Origin of the sequence: Pseudoalteromonas rubra (genome assembly GCF_005886805.2) — a bacterium.
Lineage (GTDB): Bacteria > Pseudomonadota > Gammaproteobacteria > Enterobacterales > Alteromonadaceae > Pseudoalteromonas > Pseudoalteromonas rubra_D.
On record NZ_CP045430.1, the window covers coordinates 819686 to 844923 of the forward strand.

Below are 25238 nucleotides of genomic sequence, written 5' to 3' on the forward strand. Positions count from 1 at the left end.
GGAAAATCAATATGAAAAAAGCAATCTTAGCGACGGCGCTCACCTTGGCCTCAGGTTTAACTCAGGCCAACACAATCGATATTGCTATTCTGTATAGTGATGAAGCAGCTGCCAATACATCGAACATCCAAACGAAAATTAACCAGCTGATCTCTTTTTCAAATCAGGTTTATAGCCAAAACGAAATTGACTTAAGACTTAACCTGGTTGCTTCAGCTTCTATCGGCAGTGCGCAGGTAACCGCTGACGAAAACTGGTTAAATGCACTGACGGACAGCGCATCCATTGCACAATATCGTGATGCAAATAATGCTGACATGGTTGCATTACTGGGTGTTGGTTCATCTGCAGGCAGCAACCTAATTAGCTGTGGTATCGCCTGGGTTGGTCAGGGCAGCAATGGTAATTTGTACTCGTCTCAGGTCAATAAGATGTACTCCATTACTGCTGTAGACTGCGGTGCAACTACCTTTGTGCATGAGTTAGGACACAATCAGGGTTTAACGCATGCTCGCAGGCAGGGTGACACATCTGGTGGTGTATACAACGATGGCATGGGACATGGTGTATATAATGTATTTACCAGCATCATGGCGTATCCACATGTCTTTGGTAGCGCAACTCAGTATGACTACTTCTCAAACCCTAACTGGACAGCGAACGGCTATCCTTTCGGTGTTGTAGGCGAGTCGTACGCCTGGAAAACAGTGAATGCAACAAAAGACGACATTGCCAACATGAAATAGCAAACAGCCTGCACTATTATCAGGCAAATGAAACGAGAGTGCTCGGCGAGCGCTCTTTTTGTTTTTTGGTTGAAATGCGGGTACAGGCTAACAAGCTATTGCCAGAGATCAACAGGGCTCGTATCTATACGTGATGAAACCGTTTAATATGACAGAGCAAATATAGTGAAAGACCGTCGAGCATCAACTGGTTCATTTAGATACTCAACGAAGACATCGACCTCTTTGCGAATAAAGCAGGTGGCAGTAAAGGCCGACTCTGAGAAGGCTAGTTTAAGTCCACATATTACCAAATAAAGCCACGCTGGCGGACTGCATGGCTTACGTTGGCGCAACTCCATCTGAGCCAGAATGAACACTCCGAACTCACTCGTATCAAACCACGCATTGAGCATGCCCCACTCCTTTTACTTTCTTCACATCGTCGGATCTTACAAAGCCGCACTTTCTTACTTGTGCCTGATGTCACAGTAGCCTTTGAACAGGATATGCATATAACAAAATAGAATAAGCTTATTCAGTTGTTCACTATTTGCGTACAAGCTATCAAGTAATTAATCAAGATAGCAAAATAAACTGCCTCTCATCGGCACTTATTTGCTTATAAAACAGTCGTCACAAAAATATAAAACCAACTATCCTCAACAAAAAACAATTCCACTTTGCAAAATAAAAACAACCATTGAAATAAAAAAGAAATTCAACGTTAATAAAAATAAAATTGACAATTTACCAGCCTAAATATCAAATGTATCTCGATTCTAATGAATCACCTTAAATTAAACCTTGAAAGGATTATAAAGATGAAAGTTAGTTCTATTGGAAAAATTGCAACCCTGTTTTTATCTTTCACTACTTTAAGCGCGTTTGCTGCACAAGACGCTGCAAATTATATGGAATATAACCTGGGAGACAGCATCTACAGAATTCCTGCGTCACAGGCTAAAAATGTAGATGAGATTATCGAGTTAATCGATAGCCAAAACGACGTATCTGAATATGGCGTTGTTTCATTAAAAGCTGATGTTCCCAATGCTGCGCTGTCAACATCTGACTTCACAATGCAAGCTGGCGGTACGTTACGCCTGTACAGCACGTTCAACGCTGGTTACCTGAACGATTTCGACGCTGTACTTTCTTATACTTGCCCAAACAATATGTTCATCAAGTCAGTTTCAAGCTACCACGATAACCGCCGCGAAGACCGTCGCTTCAACATTGAATGTGGTAAGTACACGACTTCTGCCGGTGCTCGCCTGTATCGCAAATCTCTAAGCTGGACTGGCTATGTAAATTCATATGACCAGGCTTTCAACTACACCTGTCCTGCTGGTAAGTTCCTGGTAGGTATGTACAGCGTGCACAGCAACAGACACGAAGACCGTGTATTCAAATTTGCCTGTGCTGCTATGGCTGAATCTTCAGCAAGCGGTTTCGCTCTGAGTGCAGAGACTTGCTCAACAGTTGGTCCAACTAACTTCGACCAACCATGGCACCTTGGTTCAAACGGCGCGTTAGTTGGTATGTCAAGCCGCCACAGTAACTCTCACGAAGATCGTGAAACATCAGTGTCTTTCTGTACTTCAGTATCTGACTGGTAATATCCGTCACTTTCGCAGGCATTAAGTAGTAGCCTGCTTTTTATTATAATTTTAAAAAATCAAGATATATTAAATAGAAAACCTAAAATAAAAAACACACAAAACCAAACCCATTAAAACATAAAAACCAAAATCATTAAAATACAAAAACACCAAAAATCACAGTCCTATAAAACCGAAATTTAATGGACATATTATCCTCATTATTCTCAGACATAGGGCCAATAAGGGTAAACAAAACATGATGCCGCTACCAGCGCCCAAATCAACATAGTTAACCAGTACATATAAGGTTGCTCTTCTCGTGCATAGGGATGCCAGAGATAAGCCACCCCCCTTATCAGGTCATAAAGCAGCCACAACAATAATCCAAAACCGAGCCAATAGCTCCAGGGCAAACTCATCAACATCACATGTTTCCTAAACAGTTAATTTTCAATATGACAATTTACAACATAACTTACCCCGCTGTTAATTGTCAACATGACAATTAACGGAGGGGTTGGTATAGTGGCCGAAATAACGAATGAGGAGAAAGCATGGCCAGACCAAGCATGGCTGCGCAGCGTAAAGAAGAAATACTGGATGCGCTCGAAACCTGTATTTTACAATATGGGATCCAGGCGACATCACTCGAAAATATCGCCGAGGCGGCAGGAGTGAAACGCACCATTTTACGCCACTACATTGGCAACCGTGATGATATTATATGCGCACTGAGTACCCGATTACGCTCCCGGTACTCGCAGCAATGGCAGCAACTGTTATGCTGGCTACCTTCAAAAAACAAAACGGAATCCATTATAGACGCTCTGTTTACTGTAGGCTCTAGCGAGCGGGTCAATGCAACAATTATAGGAGAGGCGATATTCTCAGAAGCAAAACGCCTGCCGCCCGTTAAGCGAGACCAGGAAGCCATCATGGATGAATTCATCACGATTATCTGCGAGGTTTTGCGCGATGAATACAAACACGCAAGTGACGATAAAATTGAGTTGGTTGCGCATGGAATCTATGCCAACTATCTGCTATCCGAGTCTTTTTTGCCTCTTACTCTGGTCGATCAGGTCTACAAACTGAAAGCGACTTCTAAACTACTTTGCACAACACTCACATAACTGTGCCAAATTGCAGTGACACACAATCCATTTCAAGGGTTATACCTGCAACAAACTTGTCTCTGAAACAAATCAAACCTAACTAATTTACCGAGCAGTGATTTGCATACTCTTATCAGGTGATCATTGAAATTTCCAGGGTGCAGCATTGGAGGTTAATATGTTTCGGCCGGCACATCACAAACAAGAGTAAATTTTCACATTGACAATTTAAAGTTCAAAACTTAGGCTATGCTTCATTCATCACCGAGTATTTGGATTTAGATATGAAGCTAGCAAGCTCACTTATCGTCACTGGTATCATCGCCTGTTCACTCTGGGGCGTTGCCTTATTGCAACCTATGCCCGCCCGGGCCATTTCTTCCGCGCAACATACGCTCACAGATAGAACGCCTTCGGAAACAAGTGCTGTACCAGGGGCCATAACAGAATCAACACAACGCGAGAAGCCGCTGGTTGCCCTGAATACACTGGTAATTTCCGGTACTACAGCCGTTATGCCAACCAGTCAGGTACAGCAACTTTGGCAGGACTTTAAGGCAGATACGTCATTGAATCGAAAACTGACAAAGCAGCCCAAAGCTGTTTACGTGTTTTATCGTGACTTTTCGGCAAACTTTGAGCAGTCCACCATAACCATAGGTTACTCTGTAGATACGCTGTCCTCCGTAAAACAGTCAGTAACATTGAGCGCGGCAAGATATGAACGCCTGTTACCCAGAAAAAAATATAGCAATCAGGATATTGCACATGCCTGGCAAAATATAGATTACCGCCGACCAATCAACAGAGTAATTGAGATCCATCACCTGTCTGAACACAGTGCGATAGTAAGTTCAGAGCTTCTGATAGAATATGGAGATTAGCCATGGAGTATTTAACCTTGCCCCTGTCGGCTGACGACGTCTGGTGGCTGGAAGTCTTTATAGATGAGTGGTTTTTAGTGATTGCACTGAGCTTATTTGTCGTCGAAATGTTTCGCTATGCTTTTAAAAAGCAATTCACTAAAAACTTGCTTGGTGACAGTGTTGCAAACTTTGTGACTTTGGGGCTATTCATGTTACTGGTCGCCCTTGTGGCCCTGACTTATGTTGGTGTGTTTTTCTACGTATACGATAATTTTAGAATTACAGACTTACCCCTTACTCCCTGGACCATATTGTGCTGTATTGTACTGGCCGATCTGGCTTACTACTGGGAACACCGCTTTTTACATAAAAATGGTTTTGCCTGGGCAACACATACCGTCCATCACAGCTCACCACATTTCAATATTTCGGTTGCCTATCGGCATGGCCCTATGGACTGGTTTTTTCCTTTGTTTTTCTACCTGCCACTTGCACTCATGGGCTTTCATCCGTTTATCATCTTTCTGGCCGAAGTGATCGTGCAGGTTTTTCAGACTTTGTTACACACAGAAACCGTTAAGAAGCTACCAAGACCAATAGAAGCCATTTTCAATACGCCTTCTCATCACAGAGTACATCATGCTACAAACAAACAGTATCTGGACAAAAACTATGCAGGCATTTTCATAATCTGGGACAGGCTCTTTGGCACCTTCGCCAGAGAAGAGGCAGAAGTAAAATATGGCGTTTTTCCACGAATTAACAGCGTAAACCCGCTTACCGTCTTTTTCAGCGGATATACAAAGTTACTCAGGCAACTCATCCACGCACCAAGCTGGTCATACAGGTTTAAATTACTGATAAAGCCGCCTATCTGGGCATGGCAACAAGAACAGAAAAGCAAAGAATAATCAAAGACCTGTTAGTGAGTCTGTTCAGAGTAATGCCGAAACACAGACTCGCTACCCATACCCCCTTCCTCAGGGCTATGGCCCCCTGAGGAAGCCTTATATTTACTTCATTCGTCAGAGCACCTTACTGTTCGCCTTTATATTTCATAGTCTCATGTAAATAACAGGCAACCCCTACATAAAATTAAAACATACTCCTCTGGCGCTGCTCGTTAATTATCCCAATAAACAATATAAAATATTTATTCTCTACTGTTACTCAGGTATAAAATACACGGCCCAATTGCCAGCTCAGGGCTGATTTTTCAGGGGCTGATGAAAACCTTCTTAATTAAAGCTTTTGATTATAGAGGCTTTTCCAGTTCTTGCGGACACATCAAACTTGAATTGAAGGACCTAAAACCATGATACAAAAAATAGTAAAGCTCCTGTTTTTCTCTTCTTGTTTAGTGTTTTTATCAAGCATTAAACAAGCTCAAGCGAGTAATCATTGCGAGTCGCCACTGCCTAGCAGCATTGATAGCAATAATACACTGACCTTACACAGTAATTCTTTTTGGGAAACGCAAAACCTGGGAGACTATGGTGATAATGTTGATGCCATTATTACTGATATGCCAGAAGCACTAAAAAACAACGTAAATATGAGTGACTATAATCGAGCCGAGCAACTGCGCTGGGCCATAAGAGTCGCCAATAACATAACGCCAAGGCCTGCACATACTAAGGTTATGGTTGCCTCATGTGATTATAATTTCAGTGAACAACACAACGCGCATCCTGACACACCGGTTGATGGTATCCACAACGCATTTCTACCTAAACTGTTTATTAAAGCGGACAATATCACCATTGAAGGGGTGTCAGACCAGCCGACTCCAAGACTCTACTATTCAGGTAAAGGCTTTGATGGTCAACATCACGGAAGAGTTGTGTTGATGGTGCCAAGTAAAACGCAAGGAATTACAATCAAAAATTTGTCATTTGAAGGGGATCACCACTGGAACCATATTCAAAATCCCGCTTATACATTGCATGAAAATAATGACAATCTTTACTTTAATGGCAGAGATCGCCGCCTGTGGTCAGGTATGATCATGATTGGCCTGGCTGGCGGAAGTAATGATGTCACAGTCGATAATGTGTCAATTCAGGGTCCAGCACGCTCTGGTATTGCTATTGTGGGTAATGCCACAATCCAAAATTCAGTAATCAAAGGTAGTATTCCACTAGCCCATACAGAGAATATGCTGTCTGAACTGCTCAACGCTTCTGGCGCGCTGTCCGCACATCTCAATATCAACTCTGCAGGTATGGGTTTTCATTCAGGCATTGCTCAACAGTTTAGTTATGGACCAATACATGTCAAAAACAACACCATACAAAACTTTGTAGAAGGGGTTAACGGCAATGGACAAGAATGGGTGATCACCGGTAACACCATAAAAGAAATTGCAGATCATGCAATCTATATTCTAAGCAACATGAAACCTTCGATCATTGAGCACAATAAAATTGAAATGATTTTAAGTGCAGCCATTAAGCTTGGTGGAAGAACATGTCTCGATTCCGCTACTCAGTGTATGCTTGCAACCGATCCACTCGCAGAACAAACCCGGGCCGGAGCATACAAAACACGAGTCCAATTTAATACCTTTAAATTGATACCCAGAACATCAGTATTGTTATCAGGAACATTTAATACAATAGCGAACAATACGATTGTTCCATACAACCCAGCAGATGACACCAGTACCGGTAATTTTTACAACCCAGCTAAAGACCCAACGAATGTCTATCCAGACTTTTTCTTTTCGACCTCAGGGGGCCAAACTCAAAAAGACAGTCAGGGGCACAACTACTGGACCAATCACTTTGCGTACAACACTGTTGCTTACAATACCAAAGGCAGCGAAGAGCTCTCTGTCTTTATAAGTCAGCGTATGGGACACCGAGATCGCAGTATAGGTATGAATGTCATCAAAGGTCCTGGTCAAAAAGTGTATTTTCACGCACGCAAGGATTCACGTTATGCACCTTTGATTTCGGTCTCTGCAGGTACAACCCTGTATACAGGTGGAAAACCTGATTGCATAGACTGTATTGGCAACCCCGTTGCACAAGGATATCGCAGCAATTTGGAGCCGTTATGGGCTAAAGCAATGACCATGGAAGATTCAAATGGTAGTGGTATCCCTCACCTGCTAGTTAAACTAGATAACACAGAAGAGGATGTATTTCTGGTTGGCGAGTCAGGGATCCACGAAAGGATCAACGCAGAAAATCAAGCGTTGGATATCAAAGCAGTCGCTGATTTGGACGGCGACGGAATAGATGAAATTTATTTTCAAGACAACAGCACGGGTTTATCTGGTGCAAGGCTGTTTCTCACTGGTTCTGAAGTAGAAAACAGAAAACTGAACGACATAGCAAGCACACGCTGGACCTTTCATAATGCGAATCAGGACGACTTAGTTGCCAGTCAAATCGCATCACTAAAAGGTGCAGAGCCAGATCAACTCATTACAAATTGGGCGGGAAGTAGCGAACTACTTGGCTCCGCTTTTGATGGGCTCGGCAACCCAGTTTCCGGTAACGCAATCTATCATGGCGCACACAATACCTCCGTAAATAAACTACAGGCAGCTGACCTGTCTGGTGTTGGAGAAATATATAGTGCCAATCAGGAACTATATGTGGCGCTTGATGATAAGAAGGTTATTGGTATTTATTGGGATGCACACACGTCCAGCTGGAAAAATCAAACGGTCTATTCAGGTACGCAAACACTATCACTCATGGAGCCTGGGCGCCTCAGAAGCACAGAGCCTAAGCAGCGCATGTATCAGCGTTATTCCAGCAATACCATTTATGAAAGCAGGCCAGCCAGTTCAGGATCACTCCCGGCGTTTGGATCAGGTAGTTATTTTTATAGTGGTTCCGCAACAAGTGACATGTTAGTTGCAGCGGATTTAAACGATGACGGCAAACAAGAAATGATCAGTCACTTTAGTCAAGTCACAAACAAGATCTATTATGGTCAAGAGATAAATGGTGTCCTAAACAGCACACAAGGAACCATCTATGATGGCTTCACCTCCCCTAAACTCATTACACCATATAACAGTGCTGATGAAGTGGAGCGTGTCATTAGCTTATTTAACCAATCCTGGGCTATCTACCTTTCTGAAGGGCTGCGCAGCAATGGCCATAACTATGTAAACTATATTTACAGCAAAGCACTGGCAAACACCCATTAGCATTGCTTAAAAAAGGCTGGCAATCAAAAAGGCCTACACACTTTGTAGGCCTTTAATCTACAGCAGTACGCCACACCGCCAAACAAATAGCTCTGCCGCGGATACTGGCATTTGGGCTATAGTCACTTCCACGCTTCTGCTCGGTTAGTGTGCAAAGAAAACATTCTGCCCAGTTAGAACAACTTGCTCAGGCAATGCGCACCTCAGTTCGGCTCTATTTCATCTTTAGAAAAGGCCAATACGAGAAACAGACGGCTTATTTCTCACATGGTCTAGTGAGGAGGTACCACAACGACTACCCGCAATGGCAATTTTAACATCTTGGTTAGACACTTTAGCAGCCAACAAAGCAGAATATATTGATTTAACATCAGCATTTGCAGCTTCTACCGAGTACAAACCCGTTTCACCGCAGTTTGCCGGGTTAATATGCGTACCCGAAGTTTTAAATAAAAAGTGGCCACCTTTGTAGCCGGTATAAATCTCAACAACTTTAACCTTAGCTGTCCACTGATCTGCTGCCGCATTTGCCAAAGTTGATGTCAGAATCAACGCCGAGCCAAGTAAGTATTTCATTGTAACTCCTTTAATCATTCGTTTTATTTATCATTCACTACGAAAAATAGCGCTCTACAGAGATATAGATTCCGCAGTGTTCCATTTAAAAGCGAATAATAACATAAACTTACTCTTTGATGCCAACTTGGGTACATGACATATAAATAACAATAGATTATTTTCCCAGTTAGCAATTTTCAGAAAGTGGCACCTCATTCGTCTGCAGCCGCTGCACGCCAATGCCTGTCCGTCTTATAACCAAATTGTACAACTTTAAAACAATTTAGTATTTACATAAATTTGACAATCAATCTTACAAGATCAATATTTAGACCGTTCCAATAAATTTCAAAGCCAATAAACATAGCTATTAATTTAGGGGCTTAGCTTATAAAAACCAAATAAATTGGAACGATACAAAAATAAAACACAACTAAGATACAACATGTAAAAGAGAGCAACAGGATGAAAAAACACCAAAACCACAGTAAAAGTACGCTTGCATTGTGTCTGAGCAGCGCCCTGCTCGCACCGACCAGCTTTGCCAGCACGGATCTGACTCAGCCTGATAGAGGTGTCATTACTGCAAGTGGAGAAAACGGCACAGCCGAAGGACGGACTAAAGCGTTTGACGATTCTCAGTACAGTAAATGGCTGACCTTCTCGCCTACAGGTTGGATAGCCTACCAATTCAACACCCCTCAGATGGTGTCGGGTTACACATTGACTTCGGCCAACGATGCGACCAGCCGCGATCCACAAGACTGGCAATTACTGGGCTCAAACGATGGCAATACCTGGTACGAACTTGATACACAAACCAATCAGACCTTTTCTGCGCGCTATCAGACTCGCCAGTATAATGTCACTAACAGTCAGGCCTATCGCCATTACAAGCTAAATGTCACAGCCAACCAGGGAGCCGGGATTTTACAGTTAGCAGAAATTGAGTTGCTGGGTGGCGTGACGCCGCCACCGGATGATACTTTACCGCTGACAGACAGCAAGTCACTCAGTAGAGGGAGCTGGCAGCATTATGGGCCGTTCAATGTGGCGGGAAAAGTCTCGGCAACCACCTCAGGTAGCGGCGATGCCGACCTGTATATCGGCCTGGGCAGTCAGCCGACTACCAGCAATTATCAGTGTGCCAGCACCTCGCCCACTGCAACGGAATCATGTCAGGCACAAGGCAATAATCTATATGTCTCTGTTTATGGCTGGTCTGCCACCAGTTACACTATTAACATCAAAGAAGAAAGTGACAATGGCGGCGGTAACTGGGACAAGCCGGTTGTTGATTTTGTAGATATGAACCCGGAAACAGCGGGTTCGCAGTTAGTTAAACGCATCATAAGCGACCCGGCTGCCCATATGGCAAACCGCTGCGTGGACGTGGCTCAGGTGCTCTATACCGATCCAAAAGAATCGCAACGCTTCAGACACCTGCGCTTTGAACTCAGAGAAAAAGACGCCTGGGGCAACGACTTTGTGGCCTATAAACTCGGCCAGGATGGGTCCGGCGAAATGACCATTGCTGTCAGCACCAAGCATCTGGAAAAAGTCTACCGGGAAGGAAACAATGACGACAACGCGATCCGCGACGAAATTGACGGCATCTTGTTCCATGAAGTGACACATGGCTACAACAACTCTCCGATAACGCACGATGGCTATGGAGACGGCGGTCCTTACTGGGCCTATACCGAAGGCCTGGCAGATGCCGTGCGAATTGGCGCAGGTTTTCATAAAACCAGACAACCGGACATCACCAACCCCAAAAAGTGGCTGGGCGGATACACCACCACCGGCTTTTTCCTGCATTATATTAAACAGGAAAAAGACCCGCTGTTTATCCGTAAGTTTAACCAGTCAGCAGTGGATTACACCAACTACACCTGGTCATTCGACCGTGTCTTCACCGATATACTGGGTATTGGCGTGGAGCAAGCCTGGCAGGATTACGTGCAGTTTATTCAAAACGGCGGACAGCTTCAGTACTAGTGAATAGCAAAAGCCCGGAACCTGGATAGGTTTCGGGCTTTTGCTGCTCAACCAAGTAGACTGAACCTTAATGTGTTACAACCGATCACATAAAAAAATTAAAGTACATGATGTCTCGTTGAGAAGATCATTTCCTTCGTAATAGTCCAATTGAAAATGTTCTTCAACCTCAGTGTCTTCGTCGAAAAAATTGATCAGAGAACATGCTAGTTTTTTTATCGCAACAGCATTCCCTGCCACATTTAAAACCTGACCGTCTATCCCCACAGTAAGCAACCCATTACCACTTGTTTCGAAATTTACAGCCAGCCTTTTTATCGCCTGAGGATAAAATTCATTTTTAAATACAGGTAAATTAACGCTTGAAGTACTATTCAGCTGCTCTAAAAAAGCTCCAAACTTCGACAGTGAAGACCAAGAGCCTGAAATTTGAATTTCTGGCTCTATAATATCACCATCGCAATTGATGAAAATTTCTACATTCATTAATAGTCTCCTTTTCTTATCGTCTTAGGGTCAATTGGAGTATGGGGATCTTTAAGAGGGCCCTTCTTTTGTATTTTGCCATTTATTTGAGTCTGTAGATTTAAATGTGGACCGAGTTGCTTCACATGACTGCTATTAGGATTGAGATCAAAGCCTACCCGAAGCGTTATTTTTTTTCCATCTTCTGAAAACTCTTGAATAAACTGAACCCCTGTTTTCCCCTCAATACTACGCACAGGATGATCTGGTTTGAGGAAGTTACTTGCTCTGTTTAATGCCTCATCTACACTAATTGGCTTTTCCTTTAGATCAGAAACCAAATCGGTTACATCATCGACTACCTTTCCAGCAGCTTTGACCTTTTTACCAACGATACCTACCATCGCCTCCGCAAATTCAGGGAGATCTCCCTCGGCTAACGCATCACCCGCAGCTTCAAGATCAGGCAAAGGGTTGATAAAATTATCAAAAACATAGTTTCGAGCTCTGGTACTAATAGACTCGTGACTTTTATAAAATTCGTAGCCCCCCTGCACACTACCAGACTGTTCATTTTGCTGACCATTGGAAAGTCTGTTGCTGTTAAGCATACACTGTGTTTTCTGGGCTGAGCTGGAGCAGTTCGACATTGCGGACGCGCCACTATCCGCTTTTTCCGCAGCTGCGCATGCTGTTCCTGAATCACAGTCAGTTTCAAACTTATACCCAGTCGGATCAGTGCCACTGAGCGGGTTATTCAAAATATAGCTGTATGGGTTAACACTCTGTGTATTTGTCGGACTCTGAATGAAGGGATCGACAGATAAGAAGCGTCCCAATAAAGGATCGTATCCACGACCATTCATATGGATAAGCCCAACATCCGGCAAATGTTCATGGCCTGTAAAGCCTCGGCGTGTCGCTAAGAAGCTACCCAGGGCATCTTCGTTGTATGCTTCAAACACCCGTCCAAAACTGTCGTAACTGCGACGCTGTAATGTCAGTTGCTTTTCAGTTTTATGGTTTATGTGCAAATCACCCGAAGACAAACTGGTGATCGAGCCCAGACGATCCACATGCGTATGTGTAATTCTGGCGCCCTCAGCGTCATTACTGATGATACTATGATTACCCACATACACTTTATGCACCGATGACGATGTGCCCACTTCCAGCTCATAGCCATTCATATAGTAAACAGTTGTGCCATCATTGGAGCGCGTTTGTTTAATTCGGCTGTTTGCTGCGTCATACACAAAGTTCAGCTGTTTACCGTTGCGGGATATCCGTTCAGGTTTCATCGCATGAGTATAGGTAATATTTAAATCACCATCCGTCGAAGACAACAAATTACCGTTGCTGTCATATTTAAAGGTTGCATTATCACCATTGTTAAGCAACACACTGCGAATTGCGTTAGGTCCGGCATTGCCGCCAAGCGAGCGGTCTGAATTACCGTACTTATATTCACTGGCATAGTCGGATTTACTGAGCAGATTACCCACCGCATCATAACTATAGGTTTTATCAACACTGATATTGCCGACAGAAATAGTTGTCTGCTCCAGTCTGTGCAGCAAATCATAGCTATATTGCTCATCCCTGCCACCGGCGATATCATTTCGACCCACCAGGTTGCCAAAGGCGTCATGGGCGTAACTTTGATACTGTACGTTCTCTCCGCTACATACGCCCGTTGAGCTGGTACAAACGCTCTCCATCAGTGATGAACCCGGATAATAGTTAAACCGCTGGATTAGTCCATTACCGAAGGTTTGCTGAACAAGCTTACCCTGAGCGTTGAATTCATCATAAGTCACCAGCGCTTTGGTTGCATTACCGGATATTTCCAGGTCTGTATAAGGCTGACCATAGTTGGTGTAAACATGTTCAATACTGGTGTAACCATTGCCATAACTCGTTGACTCAACCATGCCATATGCGTTGTAGGTATAGCTCTGGCTGATGCTCTGATTTCCTACGGTTAACAGCTCAGACTCTACACGGGCTAGCTCGTTGTAATCGTAACTGCGGGTATATTCATTGGTTGAATCATTATCCAGTAAACCCAGGCCCACACGTTGACTGTCATACAACCAGCTTGCAGTATTACTGCCCGCGACTCGCCGAATGGTCCTGCCCAGTTTGTCATAATTAAAAGTAGTGACATACGCCCTGCCATCTGTTTGCCTTCTCAACTCGTTCAGTACATTGAATTGATATGACCAGCTGCCCATATTGGGATCACTGATAGCCACTTTATGGCCCATTCCATTGTAGCTGGCACGCAGTATGGAACCGCTCGCATCTTCTATGTAGTTTGGCTGACCATTTGCATGGTAAGTAAAACGTGTACTGCCGCCATTAGCATCGGCGGTATGTACCAACTCTTTCCCACTGTAAGTTCTGGATACACTGAAGTTACTCACCCCACCCGCTACCACAGTGGCCGGAGTGACATCAATATGAGTCGTTAAACCATCATATTGATAAGCAGCCGAGTATTGCAGTGGCGCTGCATCTGTTTGCTTACTCGCGGGTCTGCCCAGAACGTCAAAGTCCAGATAGGTTTCACTGCCAATCACCCCATCCTGTTTATTATGCGGATGGCTTTTGTAAATTAAATTACCTGCTGCATCATAACGTTGCTCGGTAAATGCAATATTATCTGCCGAGTGCATTACCTTAGTGCCGACCTCACGACCAAGCGAATCACGGTACACAACCGACACCACGCTACCATCTTGTACCTGCCAGATTTGCGTCGTCGCTGCAGCCGGACAATCTCTGTCATTCGAGCAGCTTGTATAGGCGAAGTTAGTCGGTTGACTAAGTAACTGCTTCCCCTTGTGTTGGACGGTTAGTGTTACACGCCCCAACAGATCTAAATGATTAGTCGTTGTGATCCCCTGCACATTGGTAGCGGCAGTTTGTTTACCCCAGAAAGTATCATACTTGTATGTCTGTGAAGCAACAGATTTGCCCCATTGGCTGTTATAGCTCGCTTCCGGGAAATAGCCCTGCCAATCATAAGTCGTGCTTTGCCAACGCACGCCTTCGAGCGAAGCAACGGTGCTGTCCTGGCCACTTTGCGAGTGAGTCGTTTTAACCGTATTACCATAACTATCAAACTCAAGCTCCGTAACTTTGGTTGCATCACTACCCAGGCTGCACGAAAGTCCACTGAGCGAACTCACTTTATCGTCAGCTACCGACCCACATACTTTGATATTTCTGGCTTTATTCCCCTGGAAATTAGAAAACTCAGTATATAAAACCGCGCTGTTACTACTCTTAGTGTGCGCATATTGCCCTTTATACGCTCTGGCATTACCTTTCTTAGAGCTTGTCATTACATAGCTATGGTCAATACTGCTCGGCTTATAAGTGTTTTCTACAAAGTTTGTTTTAGTGCTTGTTTCATCACTCACCGTCACCGTTTTTGACTTCAAGGCGCCAAAACATGCATAGTTATTTTTCACTGACTTATCAGTGATCTCTTGTTGAGTGGCCAGATCATAGGTGCGCTCACGTGAGCTAACCACATGCGGGGAGTAAACATCAGCAGGCGCAGAGTCACACCATTTTGATGCAGTCTGCGTTGTATCATAGCGAGAGATGAGTGCCTCATCACTGTGACGGGTCAGCACTTTCGATTTTACCATGCCCGCGAATGGAAACTCGGTAAAAAACTGAGTATCTGACTTAATGCCTGTAGTTATATTTACTTCTGTAATGCGCTCAAAACCCTGGAACCCACGACCTTGTGTGTGGAACAACCCATTCGCGTAGTGATATTGCTTGGTTTGTACTTTCCCGTTGCCCGCATCTTTATCCAATTGCTTAACAACGGTCAACCCACCACCGGCTCGTACATGGCGGGCATTTTCCAGATCATGAGTCTCTGAGGTGTAAATTCCGGCATCTGTATTGGCATTCAGACCAAGGCGGCTATATTGCACCTCCAGCTCTGTTGCATATTGATTATGGACTCCTCTCATCAGGTGAACATTGTTCGCCTGTGACAGGTAAACATGTACACCTTCATTGTCGCCTGAATAGCAATAGATCTGTCCATAGCTGCCTTTGGTGTTGATATCACAGCTCGACTCAAAACTTTTGGGGTCGAACCCTTCGGTTGCTACAATATCCTGATAGCCGTCGCCGTTAACGTCAGCTAAGCCCGTGCCATTCAAAGAGCCACGGATAGAGCTTGGAAGTTTGTGCTCAATAAATCCTGCGTTATTGGGTTGGCTAATCAGTACTTTCCAGCGCCAAACATCCAGGTTGTATAGCAATGGCAGTGGCTCGCCTGAATCTTCAGCGGCCACTTCGCAGGGTTGTCTTGAATTTAAGTCCCAGCATGAGTACCTTTGTAGCACTTGAGCTGGTACAAGCAAATCTACCAGGCCATCATGATTGAAGTCGAAGGTTTGCACATTGGCATTGTAAGTATTTCTCTGGTCCTGAAAACTTAGAGCCGGAAAGCCAAATTCTCTCAAGCCTGTTTTAATAGCTGCAGAAAAAGCACCACCACCTTGATTAATGCGCAGTGTCCAGTAGTAATCACGATTCTTTTCATCTTTATTCAGAATCATCACATCCAGCAGACCATCACCATTTTTATCGAGCCAGATTGCGCGTTTCTCTCGATGAACTAAGTCAATTCCTTCCAGCACATCCATATCCAGTGATTTAACAGTAACCCTATTTTCTGAGAAAGTAAGATCAAACCAGACAGCACTATTGGGAATATAGATGTCTTGTATGCCATCGCCATTAATATCAGCAAACTCTATATCCGTTGACACTATCTTACTCAGTCCACTGGCCTGGCCGACAGTTTTAAATCCGCCTGTGGGTAATCCACGGCTTGTATTTCTGAGATGGAAACTATAACCAGCATCAGTTTTGGACACTATATCCTGAAAACCATCGCCATTTAGATCAGTCAGAAAAGATTTACAGCTAGCGACAAATGAGTGGCCCGGAACAGCAGCTAAACACTGACCATCGATATTAGTTTTTAGCAATAAGGAATATGTGTCATTAACATGATTATATTCACCAATGCGCCATTGCTTCTGCTCATCGAGATACATAACATCAGGTATGCCGTTTCGGTTATAATCTATACGTCCCGACATTGCATTACTATAGTATCGATAGCCCGTATAACCTTCGCCGTCAGGGATAGTAGCAACCGCAGTTTTATAGCCAGGGAAATGAGACATATTCATTCTGTTAAGGCGATGTTCGTCACCTATCAGATAAATGTCTCCTTTGGCTTTTAGATCCTCAATACCATCGCCGTTATAATCTGCTCCAGAAGAATACGGTATCCCTACCATTTTCATGTTACGGGTATCGGTCAATTCTGCCAGTGGGTGGTTCGCCGTTTTTATATAATCGAGATAACCAGAGCTGTACCAGCTAAACGATTTTTTTGCCAGCTCTGTAGTACACTGTGTGTTGGCACAAAGACGCACTGAACTTAACTTGTTATCGCTATATGCCAGCTTGTATACGCGTTGAATATCTTTAGCCGACGCCTTTACATAATCCAGCCTTGCACCCGTTGCAAACTTGCCACCCCATAAATACCGCGTGTGTGTGGGGTTATGCCAGTTCAGCTCAACCTTACGATCACCTTTAGCATCACCCGAACCTGTGTAATTAATGCTTGCTAGTAGTTTTTGATAGCCCAGGCTTTCACTGCCTTTAAGCGTGTAACCATAGTGGATGGTATTGTTGAAGGGATCCTGGACTTTTTCCAACAGCCATTGATGTGGATATGGTGCGCCAGCATGCTTAAACTGACTGTTTGCCGACAGACCAAAATACTTTCTTTCTCCTTTTGCATCTGTCACCGTAAATTTAGCAGAGCTAGAGTTCATGTTGCCATATTGAGAAACATGCACACCCGGGTTACGCTCCGGATGATATGTCGCTCCACTCAGACCATACTTGCCCGACGCCAGAATCAACCGGCTTCCATTTAAGCAAAGCTTGTCATTGTTATATGTAACATTTTTTTGGTAGCCATCAGTACTGAAGTTAGTGCTACAGCGAGCAATCGCCTCAATGCCACTGAATGACCAGCCATATCCGGCTGATGATTTACCCGACTGACTGTTGTAGTTAAGCGCTAATTTAGGTTGAACACCATTTCTGCCTGGCGGCACATAAAGTGGCAAACGATAAGTAAAAGCGCCCCCATCAATACCTGACTCACCCTTTAACTCACCTTTATAGATGCTTTCGGGCAAAAAGTGCATTGGCATACTACTATCCGTTTCTATGGCAGTCGCATCAAAAGTGACAGGTATCGTATGGGTTTCGCTCCTCGCATGGCCATCGGACACTGCAATGGTCAATGCTTCATTACCCAGAGCAAGGAAATCAGACTGAATAGTCAAATCAAATCGCGACCCGTTGCGCTTAATATCAAGTACTTTTAGTACATTCGGGAGATCAATAACTTCTAACTGAAGGTCACTGTCTTTGTTGTCGATATCATAGGCGTAAACCGAATATACCACCTGAGAGCTTGGCGCCATTGTAACGCCACTGCCTACTTTTAACGTGGGTGCATCATTTTGACATGCAACATTGATTACAACCCGAACAGATTCAATTTCAGGGATGTGTTGGGCACTACCCGAATTGCCTTCAATAGTAGCTTGTGCTCTAAATGCCGCTGCGCCACAGAAGTTTGGCTTGGGTGTAAATACAACCCTTTGATTGATAGTATCGTGACTTACAGTACCATTATATTCAGAGATAACAGTTGTCCAATCTCTGTGATAACGGATCCCAAGCTGACTGGATAAAATAATTTTAGCCTGATCCTCGGTAGCAGATAGCGTGACATCATCCCCACTGACATAATGGTAAATATCAACAGACTTAGAACAACCATAATCATTGCAGGCCGTAAATCGGAACCTGGCACCATTCCCGCTACTAATACTAAAAGAGTTACCCGTTATTTTACTGCCAACGGTCACCCATACTCCGTTGATAAACTGGTCAATTACATAGTAACTGGCATCTGTACTTTCATTCCAAGAGATATGATACTTGCCATCGCGTTCAACATTCGAGAATTTTTCAGGTGCAGAAGGTGAGCGATCAACAGATTTAAAAATAGTAATCGAACCACGCCTAACAGGCACGAATGCTTTTTTATATTCAACACCTACAACCGCATTGACCGTTAAAGTGAACTCTTTTTCGGAACTTAGTCCCTCTGGGTCAGTGATTTTAAGTTTAACTTTACTGCTGCCATTCGCTTTTGGATTAGGTACCAGCTGAATCACCCTGTTTGAGCCACTGCCGCTCAAAAGTACACTACTTGTGGGTAACAACTGGGGATTGGAGCTGGACACAACAGATACCGATAGCTGAGATGCTGAGTTATCAATATCACTGACCGTAAAACTCATAGAACGGGTAGTACCCTGGTCAATGTTGAGATCTTCCAGACCTGATGAGCCAAATTTAGGCGCATCATTAACACAGTTTACAGTCACCTCTACTTTGTGAGACCACGGGTCATAATCAGGAGGACCACAACCATCACATGAATTTGTCGGATTAGTTTCCAAAGTAAAAGAATCCGAGCCACAGTAGTTCGAACCTGGCACATAAGTAACAACGGCGGAGTGTGGAGCTTGTTCGCTCGCCAATCTCACGATACCATGAGTTGGCTTGGATGTTGAAATTTCACCATCCAAGCTTATATCGACGCTGGGAAGATCCTTCACCTTTAACTCATACTGAGTATCTTCATTTAAGGTAATTCCCGTTGGACCGACTCTATTCACTGTCAGCTTAAAAGACGAGTCGGTAACCCCTCCCTGCTTATCACTCAAACGAACTATTACTGTGGCTTCCCCAAAGTGTGCTGGAGAAGGTGTGATATCAAGTACACGGTATCTACCAGTACCTGAAAAGGTAAAAGCTGATGGAGGAAGAAGGCTCGCGTTTGTTACTGATTGAATAGCAACTTGTAATTGTTCGGCATCAGTTTCAACATCACTTACTGTAAAGGCATAACGCGTAGATGTAGCCTGATTTATTTCCTTGTCCTTGAAGCTATTATAGCCATAAATAGGTTTATCATTTACACAACTTACCGTCACATTTATAGTATGCGACCAAGCGGTGTATTTTGGGAAACAGGCCTGCCCAGGTTGACAACCATCCGGAATTTCGGAGACATCTGTTTCTGCGATAAAGGAATCCTTACCGCAATAATTATCCTTCGGCTTATATATTATTTTTGAAGAGTGGGGCGCTCCAGCTCCCACAACATATGGATATCCATTAACGGCACCTCGGACGCTCATTTCGCCATGGGTATTAGTAGATATGCCATCCAAATCTCTACTAATTATAGTAAGGTTCTGATCTTCATTGATTCGATAAAATGAGCTTCCCGCTTCTGCAGTGGGAAATAACATTATGTTAAAAAGAATAATGCTATATAGAACAAAAAAACTGCGCATAAATCAATCTAAAATAAACCGTTAAAAAAGAATTAGTATTTTAATTTAAAAATATTAAGCATTAAATATGAGAAACAAGAAAAATATAATTTACATCACTTATAACCCACTTCCAGTGACAAGCTCTCATAAAATCAAAAGTAAAGCTTAAAAATCAGACAATTTTACCATATCATGTACTGATTATATCATTCACCTAAATGAATAGAGAACTGTCCATTATCTGTATCTATGCAAAACACACAAATGGCACAGAGATTATTCACTTTAGCCAAGAGAGATACGGCCGAAGGCAGCCTGGTCCACAACTACGCTAAACTGTTTTCAGGAAGGCTCATTCCAGCAACTAAGCTGACTGAAATTGCAAACAAAACACACTACCCGCTTCTGAGCTGGAAACACTCAACTCAATATCGAGTTTTTCGCACAGGCGCTTGACCATCGACAGGCCCATGCCCATGCCATTGCTATCCGGGCCTTTCACGCCCGGTTCAAACAGTGTCTTTAACTGCTCTGGGGCTATTCCGCCGCCGGTATCTGCAACAGTGATAGAGTGCGAGTTGGCACTGATCGAGACTACACCACTGTGAATATGGGTAAACGCATTGCCGACCAGATTATTCAGCAACAGTTGTAACGCACTTGGGGCAATAGGTAACGCAAGTTTTGCTGGAACTTCTACCTCGACTTCAATCTCTTTACCCGCTATTTTCTCAGCCTGAGTTAAAATAACCTGCTCTACCACAGGTAAAACACGTACACTGTCATGCGCCAGAGTTTCTTCCCGGGCCAGTGCCAGTAATACCTCAAGACTTTGCGTGATTTGATGCTGTGCATCTGCAATTCGGCCAACCAGCTCAGCCTGTTTATCGCTCAGAGGCGTCTGTTTGAGCAAGGTCAGAGAGCTTTGCGTAATGGCCACCGGCGTTCTTAGTTCATGGGAAACATCTCTAGTGAACGCCTGCTCACGGTGGATAAAGCGCCGTATTCTTGCCAAAGCCTGTTCCAGTGTCCTGGCAAATGCGCCAATTTCATCATTCACAAACTGTCCAGAGAAGTTCTGAGGTAAACGCTCAACAGGTGCATCTTCGACTATTTTAACTAAGGTATCCAAAGGTTTAACCAGGCGCTTAGCCATAATCAATGAAACAAAGGCCAGCACCAAAGCAAGCACCAATACGCCCCCTGACAACACCAGAATAAACTTCAGCATCCCGCCTTTGATTTTACGCACCACCAGCTGCTCACTGACCTCCGCCAGTAAGTACCCGGTAGGCAATTTTTTGAGGTGGTAATGAGCAACACCCTCACCGCTAAATTCGATACGGTGCGGCTCTGCTTTAAGCGCTTCGCGCACAACCCCGGGTAAATCCGCGTGCGCCGGGTAATAGCGAATAAAATCCAATCGTGGCCTTAGCTGCTGACCCGTTTCAAGTTGAATAGCGATGGTCTGAGCTTCATCATCCAGCAAAGAGACAAAGAACCGGTCTTCAATGTTGTAAGCAAACAAGAAGCTTGCAGCACCAAACAGTGCACTGATAAACAGGGCAATGCCAACAAAAAAAACGACAATACGATTGCGTAGCTGAGTCGCTCTCACAGGCAATTTATCCTTCTATGTCAAGTGCAAAGCCAATACCATGAATGGTTTTGATGATCGGGCTGGAAAATGGCTTATCGATAGCCTTGCGCAACTGGTAGATATGAGAGCGCAGTGCATCTGAATCCGTCGGCTCATCACCCCAAATTCTGTCGCACAACTCGCTGCGGCTCAGTGCCCTGGGATGGTGCTCCATGAGCAAACGCAGAATTTTAAACGGGATTGGTTGTAGCGTTAATGGTGACCCGGCACGCTCAATGTGCTGGGTTTGATTATTCAGCGACAACGCCTTATCACCTTCTCCCAGACGCAGTGTGTGCTCACTATTAAGTAAATGCCTTCTTGCCAGCGCATTACAGCGGACCCACAACTCTTCAAGCGCAAACGGTTTAGTCAGATAGTCATCTACCCCAAGAGAAAAGCCGCTGAGCTTGTCATCCAGCGTATCTCGGGCAGTCAGCATAATGATGGGAATATGGCGATTGGCCTCTGTGCGCAGTTGCTGACAGACAGCCAATCCATCCATTTTGGGTAGCATCACATCTAAGACCACACAATCATAAAATTGTTCCAGTGCGAGTTGCACACCCAGCTCTCCGGTGTGTGCAAAGTCCACCACCGCCCCCTGTGATTCAATATACTCGCCGATATTGCGGCTCAGATCCTGATTATCTTCAATTAAAAGTACTTTTACTTGCGCCATCCTGGTCACCAAACTAACAATCATGTAATCACACTAGCGCGACATTCGTGAAAGCAGTGTGAAATTTAACTCAGCTGGCCTGCAACCAGCGGCGTAAATATTCTAACGATAGGTAAGCTCGCTTCAACTCTAGCCAGGATTCACGTGATTGCTGCCAGTGCCACTGTTCGTCTGCAATTTTCCTGAGCGAGTCACCATCCTGTGCACGGCTATAAAAAAGCAGATCTCCGGCGTTGGCCAGCCTTGGCAGTGCATCGGTCTGTAACGCCATCGTATGCTCAACCTGTGTGCGTAGATTGAGCACAAAGGTAATCAGACTGACATTAGTAGCCTGGCTGGCAAGCAGCCTCAGCAAGGTTTGCTCTTTGCTGGCAGTCGGCACCTCATTGAGTTCAACAAAAACGGGGCTGAGAGATTCAGTCAGCACCTGTTTTTGGCTCTGAGGCAAAGTACAAAACCAGCGAGTGAATTGTTGGAGTGGCGGTGCCATAATAATACCCGGTTAGTCCTTTGATTTGGGGAAAGTTTATCACACCACGCATTTATCGTAAAAACGCGCTCTTACTTTTAAATGTTCTGAGAAGGCTTAGCAAACACGGAACAAACCCGTTCTCACCTGTTAGAAAGCGAAAGCAACGCACACAGGCACAGCCTAGATTATACCAATTTGCTTAACTTAAGTGTTCTATTTAGGGACGACAAAACAAAGGCAAAAACACGGGCGATTTTTCTATTCATTTGTTTTAATTGAAAAGTATTTAATATCATTAGCGTCATATATGCTTCTTAAAATTGAGCTGGTATTGAGTGAAATTGATATTTTTTTGGCAAAAAGATCAGCGGTGTTCTGGTGCAGGCAGGCAAATCATAGAAATTAGCCCGCCACGAGCACGGAGGTTAGATTAGATACAGGTTTAGTACACTTTCTTCACTAAACCAATACAAAGAGATTAAGCACGATCGGCCGAGCGACGCCTGCCCAGCGGGCTTTAACAGAAAAGCCAGATGTTTTACTGATCACTGTTCTTTGCATGGTACAGCCTGATGAAACCACTTAGCTATCCAACGGAACGGGTTTGGTCTGGGGTCCAGTTCAACCATCAGATTGAAACTGTAGCCCTTGCGGTAATGCGTTCTGATCACGTCAACCCCAAGTTTATGTTTGGAAACACAGCGCCGTAATTCGGAAACAGCCCGATTTATAGCATTGTTGTCGACATACTCCTGTTGCCAGATCTCCCGGCACAATTCATCCCGGCCAATCACTCTATCTCTATGACAGATAAAATATTCTAATAAGTCATAGATAAGAGGTTCAAGGCGCACGCTTTCACCACAATATGTTAACAACCTTTTCCTTTTGTGTAGCTCATAGGGCCCAAATACTGCACGGCTAAAGTCAGCATCATATTTATCATTTAACTTCATGATGATAGACACACTTCCTTTGACGTTTTGAGTTATCAAGCAAGCTTAGTGTAGCGTCTGACAGGACATTTTAAAATCCGAATTGCGATGAAAGTACATGACTTTTGTTAATAGAAAAAATAATAAGTTGACCCAGCCCGGGTGCAAGGATTTATTCACATTGTACAAGTAGAAAACAAATATAAAACAAAAATGATACATATGGTGGTTTCAGATTGCTCTGGGCAAATTTTTCCCCACCCTTTATACCGTTATTAGTTACAATGGACATAAAACAACCAGCCATTCAGCTATTAGTAAATTTCATAGTTAATGCGGCAAGGGCTCAGATCACGCCGCTGCCGCACTTTTTTCGTCCGAAAGCGCATTACAGCCTGGCCAGCATAGCCTTAATTTTTGCATCATCAGGGTACGTTTTTTGCGCTCGTAGCAGGCTGGATTTTGCCCCTGCCTGGTTATTTTGTCTGATGTATGCCTTAGCAATGGTCAGCTCAATCATAGGGTGGTTAAACTTAGATTGCGCAAAGGTCATCAACTCAATTGCATTGTGTAGTTGTAATTGAGTTTTGGCAAACCGGGCCTGATAGACACCTATCATAGCTAACATCTGCACATCATATTGCTCTGGCGATTGCTGAAATTTTGCCATAGCAGCAGCTTTGTCTCTGAAAAGCAGTTCAGCCAGCTTAACACTCCGATCGTCCTTATATACAGGCTCATTGACCTCTTCAATCCCCATGGCTCGCACCATGGCCACTGCCGTATCTGCGGTAGAAAAAGGGTTCTGACCTGTGATCAAACGACCGTCTATCGTAACCTGATTCAACATCAGTCCATCTTGTTCAAACAAACCACCGCGCTCTTTAAGCTTGTCTTCCAGTAAAAACTCAAACTGGGGGCGCCACTTTTTACCAAAGGCCGTCTCTTCCAGGTTGGTAAAGCCATTTACTCTTTTACCATCAACCAGATATGCACCACTGCTCAGCTTCACATCAACCAGGGCTGCCGGACCGTGACACACAGCCCCCACTATGCCCTGCTGCTCGTAAATTTCCCGGATCAGGCGTTGTAACTCACTATCCTGGTGCAAATCAAACATGGGTCCTTTGCCACCAACGATAAACACGCCGTCAAACGATTGCCCATCGAGACTGGCAAGCTTAACGGTATCAGACAAGGCACTCATCGCCTGTGGATCACTCAAAAACGCCTTGTTGTAGGATTTATCCCGGTTATATTCATCTGCCAGGGGCTGCCCGCCCTTCGGTGAGGCCAGCGTGATCTGAATGCCATTGTCGCTGAATACCTGGTAGGCCTTGCTGAGTTCGTCAAATTCGAAACCCGGCTGGGTTGTTTCTCCGTCAACCTGTTTACCATAACTACTTAACACCATCAGCACATGCGGCTCGTCCGCGGCGTTGGCTGTGTTGATCGCATTAATGCTCACCAACGACCATAAAGATGCAACCATCAATTGTCTTTTCAT

The 25238-nt window shown here is 44.2% G+C and carries 15 protein-coding genes; 7 read left to right on the plus strand and 8 right to left on the minus strand.

The window, feature by feature from the left end; genetic code table 11:
• Positions 1-11 precede the first annotated feature (11 nt).
• The 6 genes from CWC22_RS22450 to CWC22_RS22475 all read left to right on the plus strand — a co-directional run bounded on the left by CWC22_RS22450 (position 12) and on the right by CWC22_RS22475 (position 8484).
• A complete protein-coding gene (locus CWC22_RS22450; protein ID WP_125562563.1) occupies positions 12-746 on the plus strand; it encodes a zinc-dependent metalloprotease family protein in 735 nt (244 codons plus the stop codon).
• Between the two features lie 803 nt (positions 747-1549).
• Positions 1550-2347, plus strand: a complete 798-nt coding sequence (locus tag CWC22_RS22455) for a dermatopontin-like protein (RefSeq protein WP_125562561.1) — start codon at positions 1550-1552, stop codon at positions 2345-2347.
• Between the two features lie 539 nt (positions 2348-2886).
• The gene (locus tag CWC22_RS22460; protein ID WP_138538429.1) at positions 2887-3465 is read left to right on the plus strand and encodes a TetR/AcrR family transcriptional regulator; all 579 of its coding nucleotides are present in this window, start codon (positions 2887-2889) and stop codon (positions 3463-3465) included.
• 266 nt (positions 3466-3731) lie between these two features.
• Entirely contained in the window at positions 3732-4331 is a 600-nt protein-coding gene (locus CWC22_RS22465) for a hypothetical protein (protein WP_138538430.1), read from the plus strand.
• A gap of 2 nt (positions 4332-4333) precedes the next feature.
• A complete protein-coding gene (locus CWC22_RS22470; RefSeq protein ID WP_138538431.1) occupies positions 4334-5224 on the plus strand; it encodes a sterol desaturase family protein in 891 nt (296 codons plus the stop codon).
• Between the two features lie 404 nt (positions 5225-5628).
• Positions 5629-8484, plus strand: a complete 2856-nt coding sequence (locus CWC22_RS22475) for a right-handed parallel beta-helix repeat-containing protein (RefSeq protein ID WP_138538432.1) — start codon at positions 5629-5631, stop codon at positions 8482-8484.
• A 225-nt stretch (positions 8485-8709) separates the two neighbouring features.
• On the opposite strand, the gene CWC22_RS22480 is transcribed toward CWC22_RS22475, so the two are convergent.
• Complete coding sequence (locus CWC22_RS22480; protein WP_138538433.1) at positions 8710-9060, minus strand: hypothetical protein; 351 nt, start codon at positions 9058-9060, stop codon at positions 8710-8712.
• A gap of 447 nt (positions 9061-9507) precedes the next feature.
• Here CWC22_RS22480 and CWC22_RS22485 point away from each other — a divergent pair, with 447 nt between their 5' ends.
• Positions 9508-11043, plus strand: a complete 1536-nt coding sequence (locus CWC22_RS22485) for a basic secretory protein-like protein (protein WP_138538434.1) — start codon at positions 9508-9510, stop codon at positions 11041-11043.
• A 75-nt stretch (positions 11044-11118) separates the two neighbouring features.
• Here CWC22_RS22485 and CWC22_RS22490 read toward each other — a convergent pair whose 3' ends face one another.
• The 7 genes from CWC22_RS22490 to CWC22_RS22520 form a co-directional block, all read right to left on the minus strand.
• Positions 11119-11529, minus strand: a complete 411-nt coding sequence (locus CWC22_RS22490) for a hypothetical protein (protein WP_138538435.1) — start codon at positions 11527-11529, stop codon at positions 11119-11121.
• The gene (locus CWC22_RS22495; RefSeq protein ID WP_171045073.1) at positions 11529-19385 is read right to left on the minus strand and encodes an RHS repeat-associated core domain-containing protein; all 7857 of its coding nucleotides are present in this window, start codon (positions 19383-19385) and stop codon (positions 11529-11531) included. Before CWC22_RS22495 ends, CWC22_RS22490 begins: the two co-directional genes overlap by 1 nt.
• A gap of 982 nt (positions 19386-20367) precedes the next feature.
• Positions 20368-21621, minus strand: a complete 1254-nt coding sequence (locus CWC22_RS22500; RefSeq protein WP_138538437.1) for a sensor histidine kinase — start codon at positions 21619-21621, stop codon at positions 20368-20370.
• A gap of 7 nt (positions 21622-21628) precedes the next feature.
• Positions 21629-22324, minus strand: coding sequence for a response regulator transcription factor (locus tag CWC22_RS22505; RefSeq protein ID WP_010379993.1), 696 nt, complete (start codon positions 22322-22324; stop codon positions 21629-21631).
• 70 nt (positions 22325-22394) lie between these two features.
• Positions 22395-22814 (minus strand): hypothetical protein, encoded by a 420-nt coding sequence (locus tag CWC22_RS22510; protein ID WP_138538438.1) that lies wholly within the window; start codon positions 22812-22814, stop codon positions 22395-22397.
• A gap of 527 nt (positions 22815-23341) precedes the next feature.
• A complete protein-coding gene (locus tag CWC22_RS22515) occupies positions 23342-23752 on the minus strand; it encodes a winged helix-turn-helix domain-containing protein (RefSeq protein WP_058798786.1) in 411 nt (136 codons plus the stop codon).
• Between the two features lie 367 nt (positions 23753-24119).
• Complete coding sequence (locus CWC22_RS22520) at positions 24120-25238, minus strand: type 1 glutamine amidotransferase domain-containing protein (protein ID WP_138538439.1); 1119 nt, start codon at positions 25236-25238, stop codon at positions 24120-24122.

Bases quoted from the DNA above. Each gene is read 5' to 3' on its own strand.
- CWC22_RS22450 (WP_125562563.1), top strand. From the start codon at position 12: ATGAAAAAAGCAATCTTAGCGACGGCGCTCACCTTGGCCTCAGGTTTA.
- CWC22_RS22455 (WP_125562561.1), top strand. From the start codon at position 1,550: ATGAAAGTTAGTTCTATTGGAAAAATTGCAACCCTGTTTTTATCTTTC.
- CWC22_RS22460 (WP_138538429.1), top strand. From the start codon at position 2,887: ATGGCCAGACCAAGCATGGCTGCGCAGCGTAAAGAAGAAATACTGGAT.
- CWC22_RS22465 (WP_138538430.1), top strand. From the start codon at position 3,732: ATGAAGCTAGCAAGCTCACTTATCGTCACTGGTATCATCGCCTGTTCA.
- CWC22_RS22470 (WP_138538431.1), top strand. From the start codon at position 4,334: ATGGAGTATTTAACCTTGCCCCTGTCGGCTGACGACGTCTGGTGGCTG.
- CWC22_RS22475 (WP_138538432.1), top strand. From the start codon at position 5,629: ATGATACAAAAAATAGTAAAGCTCCTGTTTTTCTCTTCTTGTTTAGTG.
- CWC22_RS22480 (WP_138538433.1), bottom strand. From the start codon at position 9,060: ATGAAATACTTACTTGGCTCGGCGTTGATTCTGACATCAACTTTGGCA.
- CWC22_RS22485 (WP_138538434.1), top strand. From the start codon at position 9,508: ATGAAAAAACACCAAAACCACAGTAAAAGTACGCTTGCATTGTGTCTG.
- CWC22_RS22490 (WP_138538435.1), bottom strand. From the start codon at position 11,529: ATGAATGTAGAAATTTTCATCAATTGCGATGGTGATATTATAGAGCCA.
- CWC22_RS22505 (WP_010379993.1), bottom strand. From the start codon at position 22,324: ATGGCGCAAGTAAAAGTACTTTTAATTGAAGATAATCAGGATCTGAGC.
- CWC22_RS22510 (WP_138538438.1), bottom strand. From the start codon at position 22,814: ATGGCACCGCCACTCCAACAATTCACTCGCTGGTTTTGTACTTTGCCT.
- CWC22_RS22515 (WP_058798786.1), bottom strand. From the start codon at position 23,752: ATGAAGTTAAATGATAAATATGATGCTGACTTTAGCCGTGCAGTATTT.
- CWC22_RS22520 (WP_138538439.1), bottom strand. From the start codon at position 25,238: ATGAAAAGACAATTGATGGTTGCATCTTTATGGTCGTTGGTGAGCATT.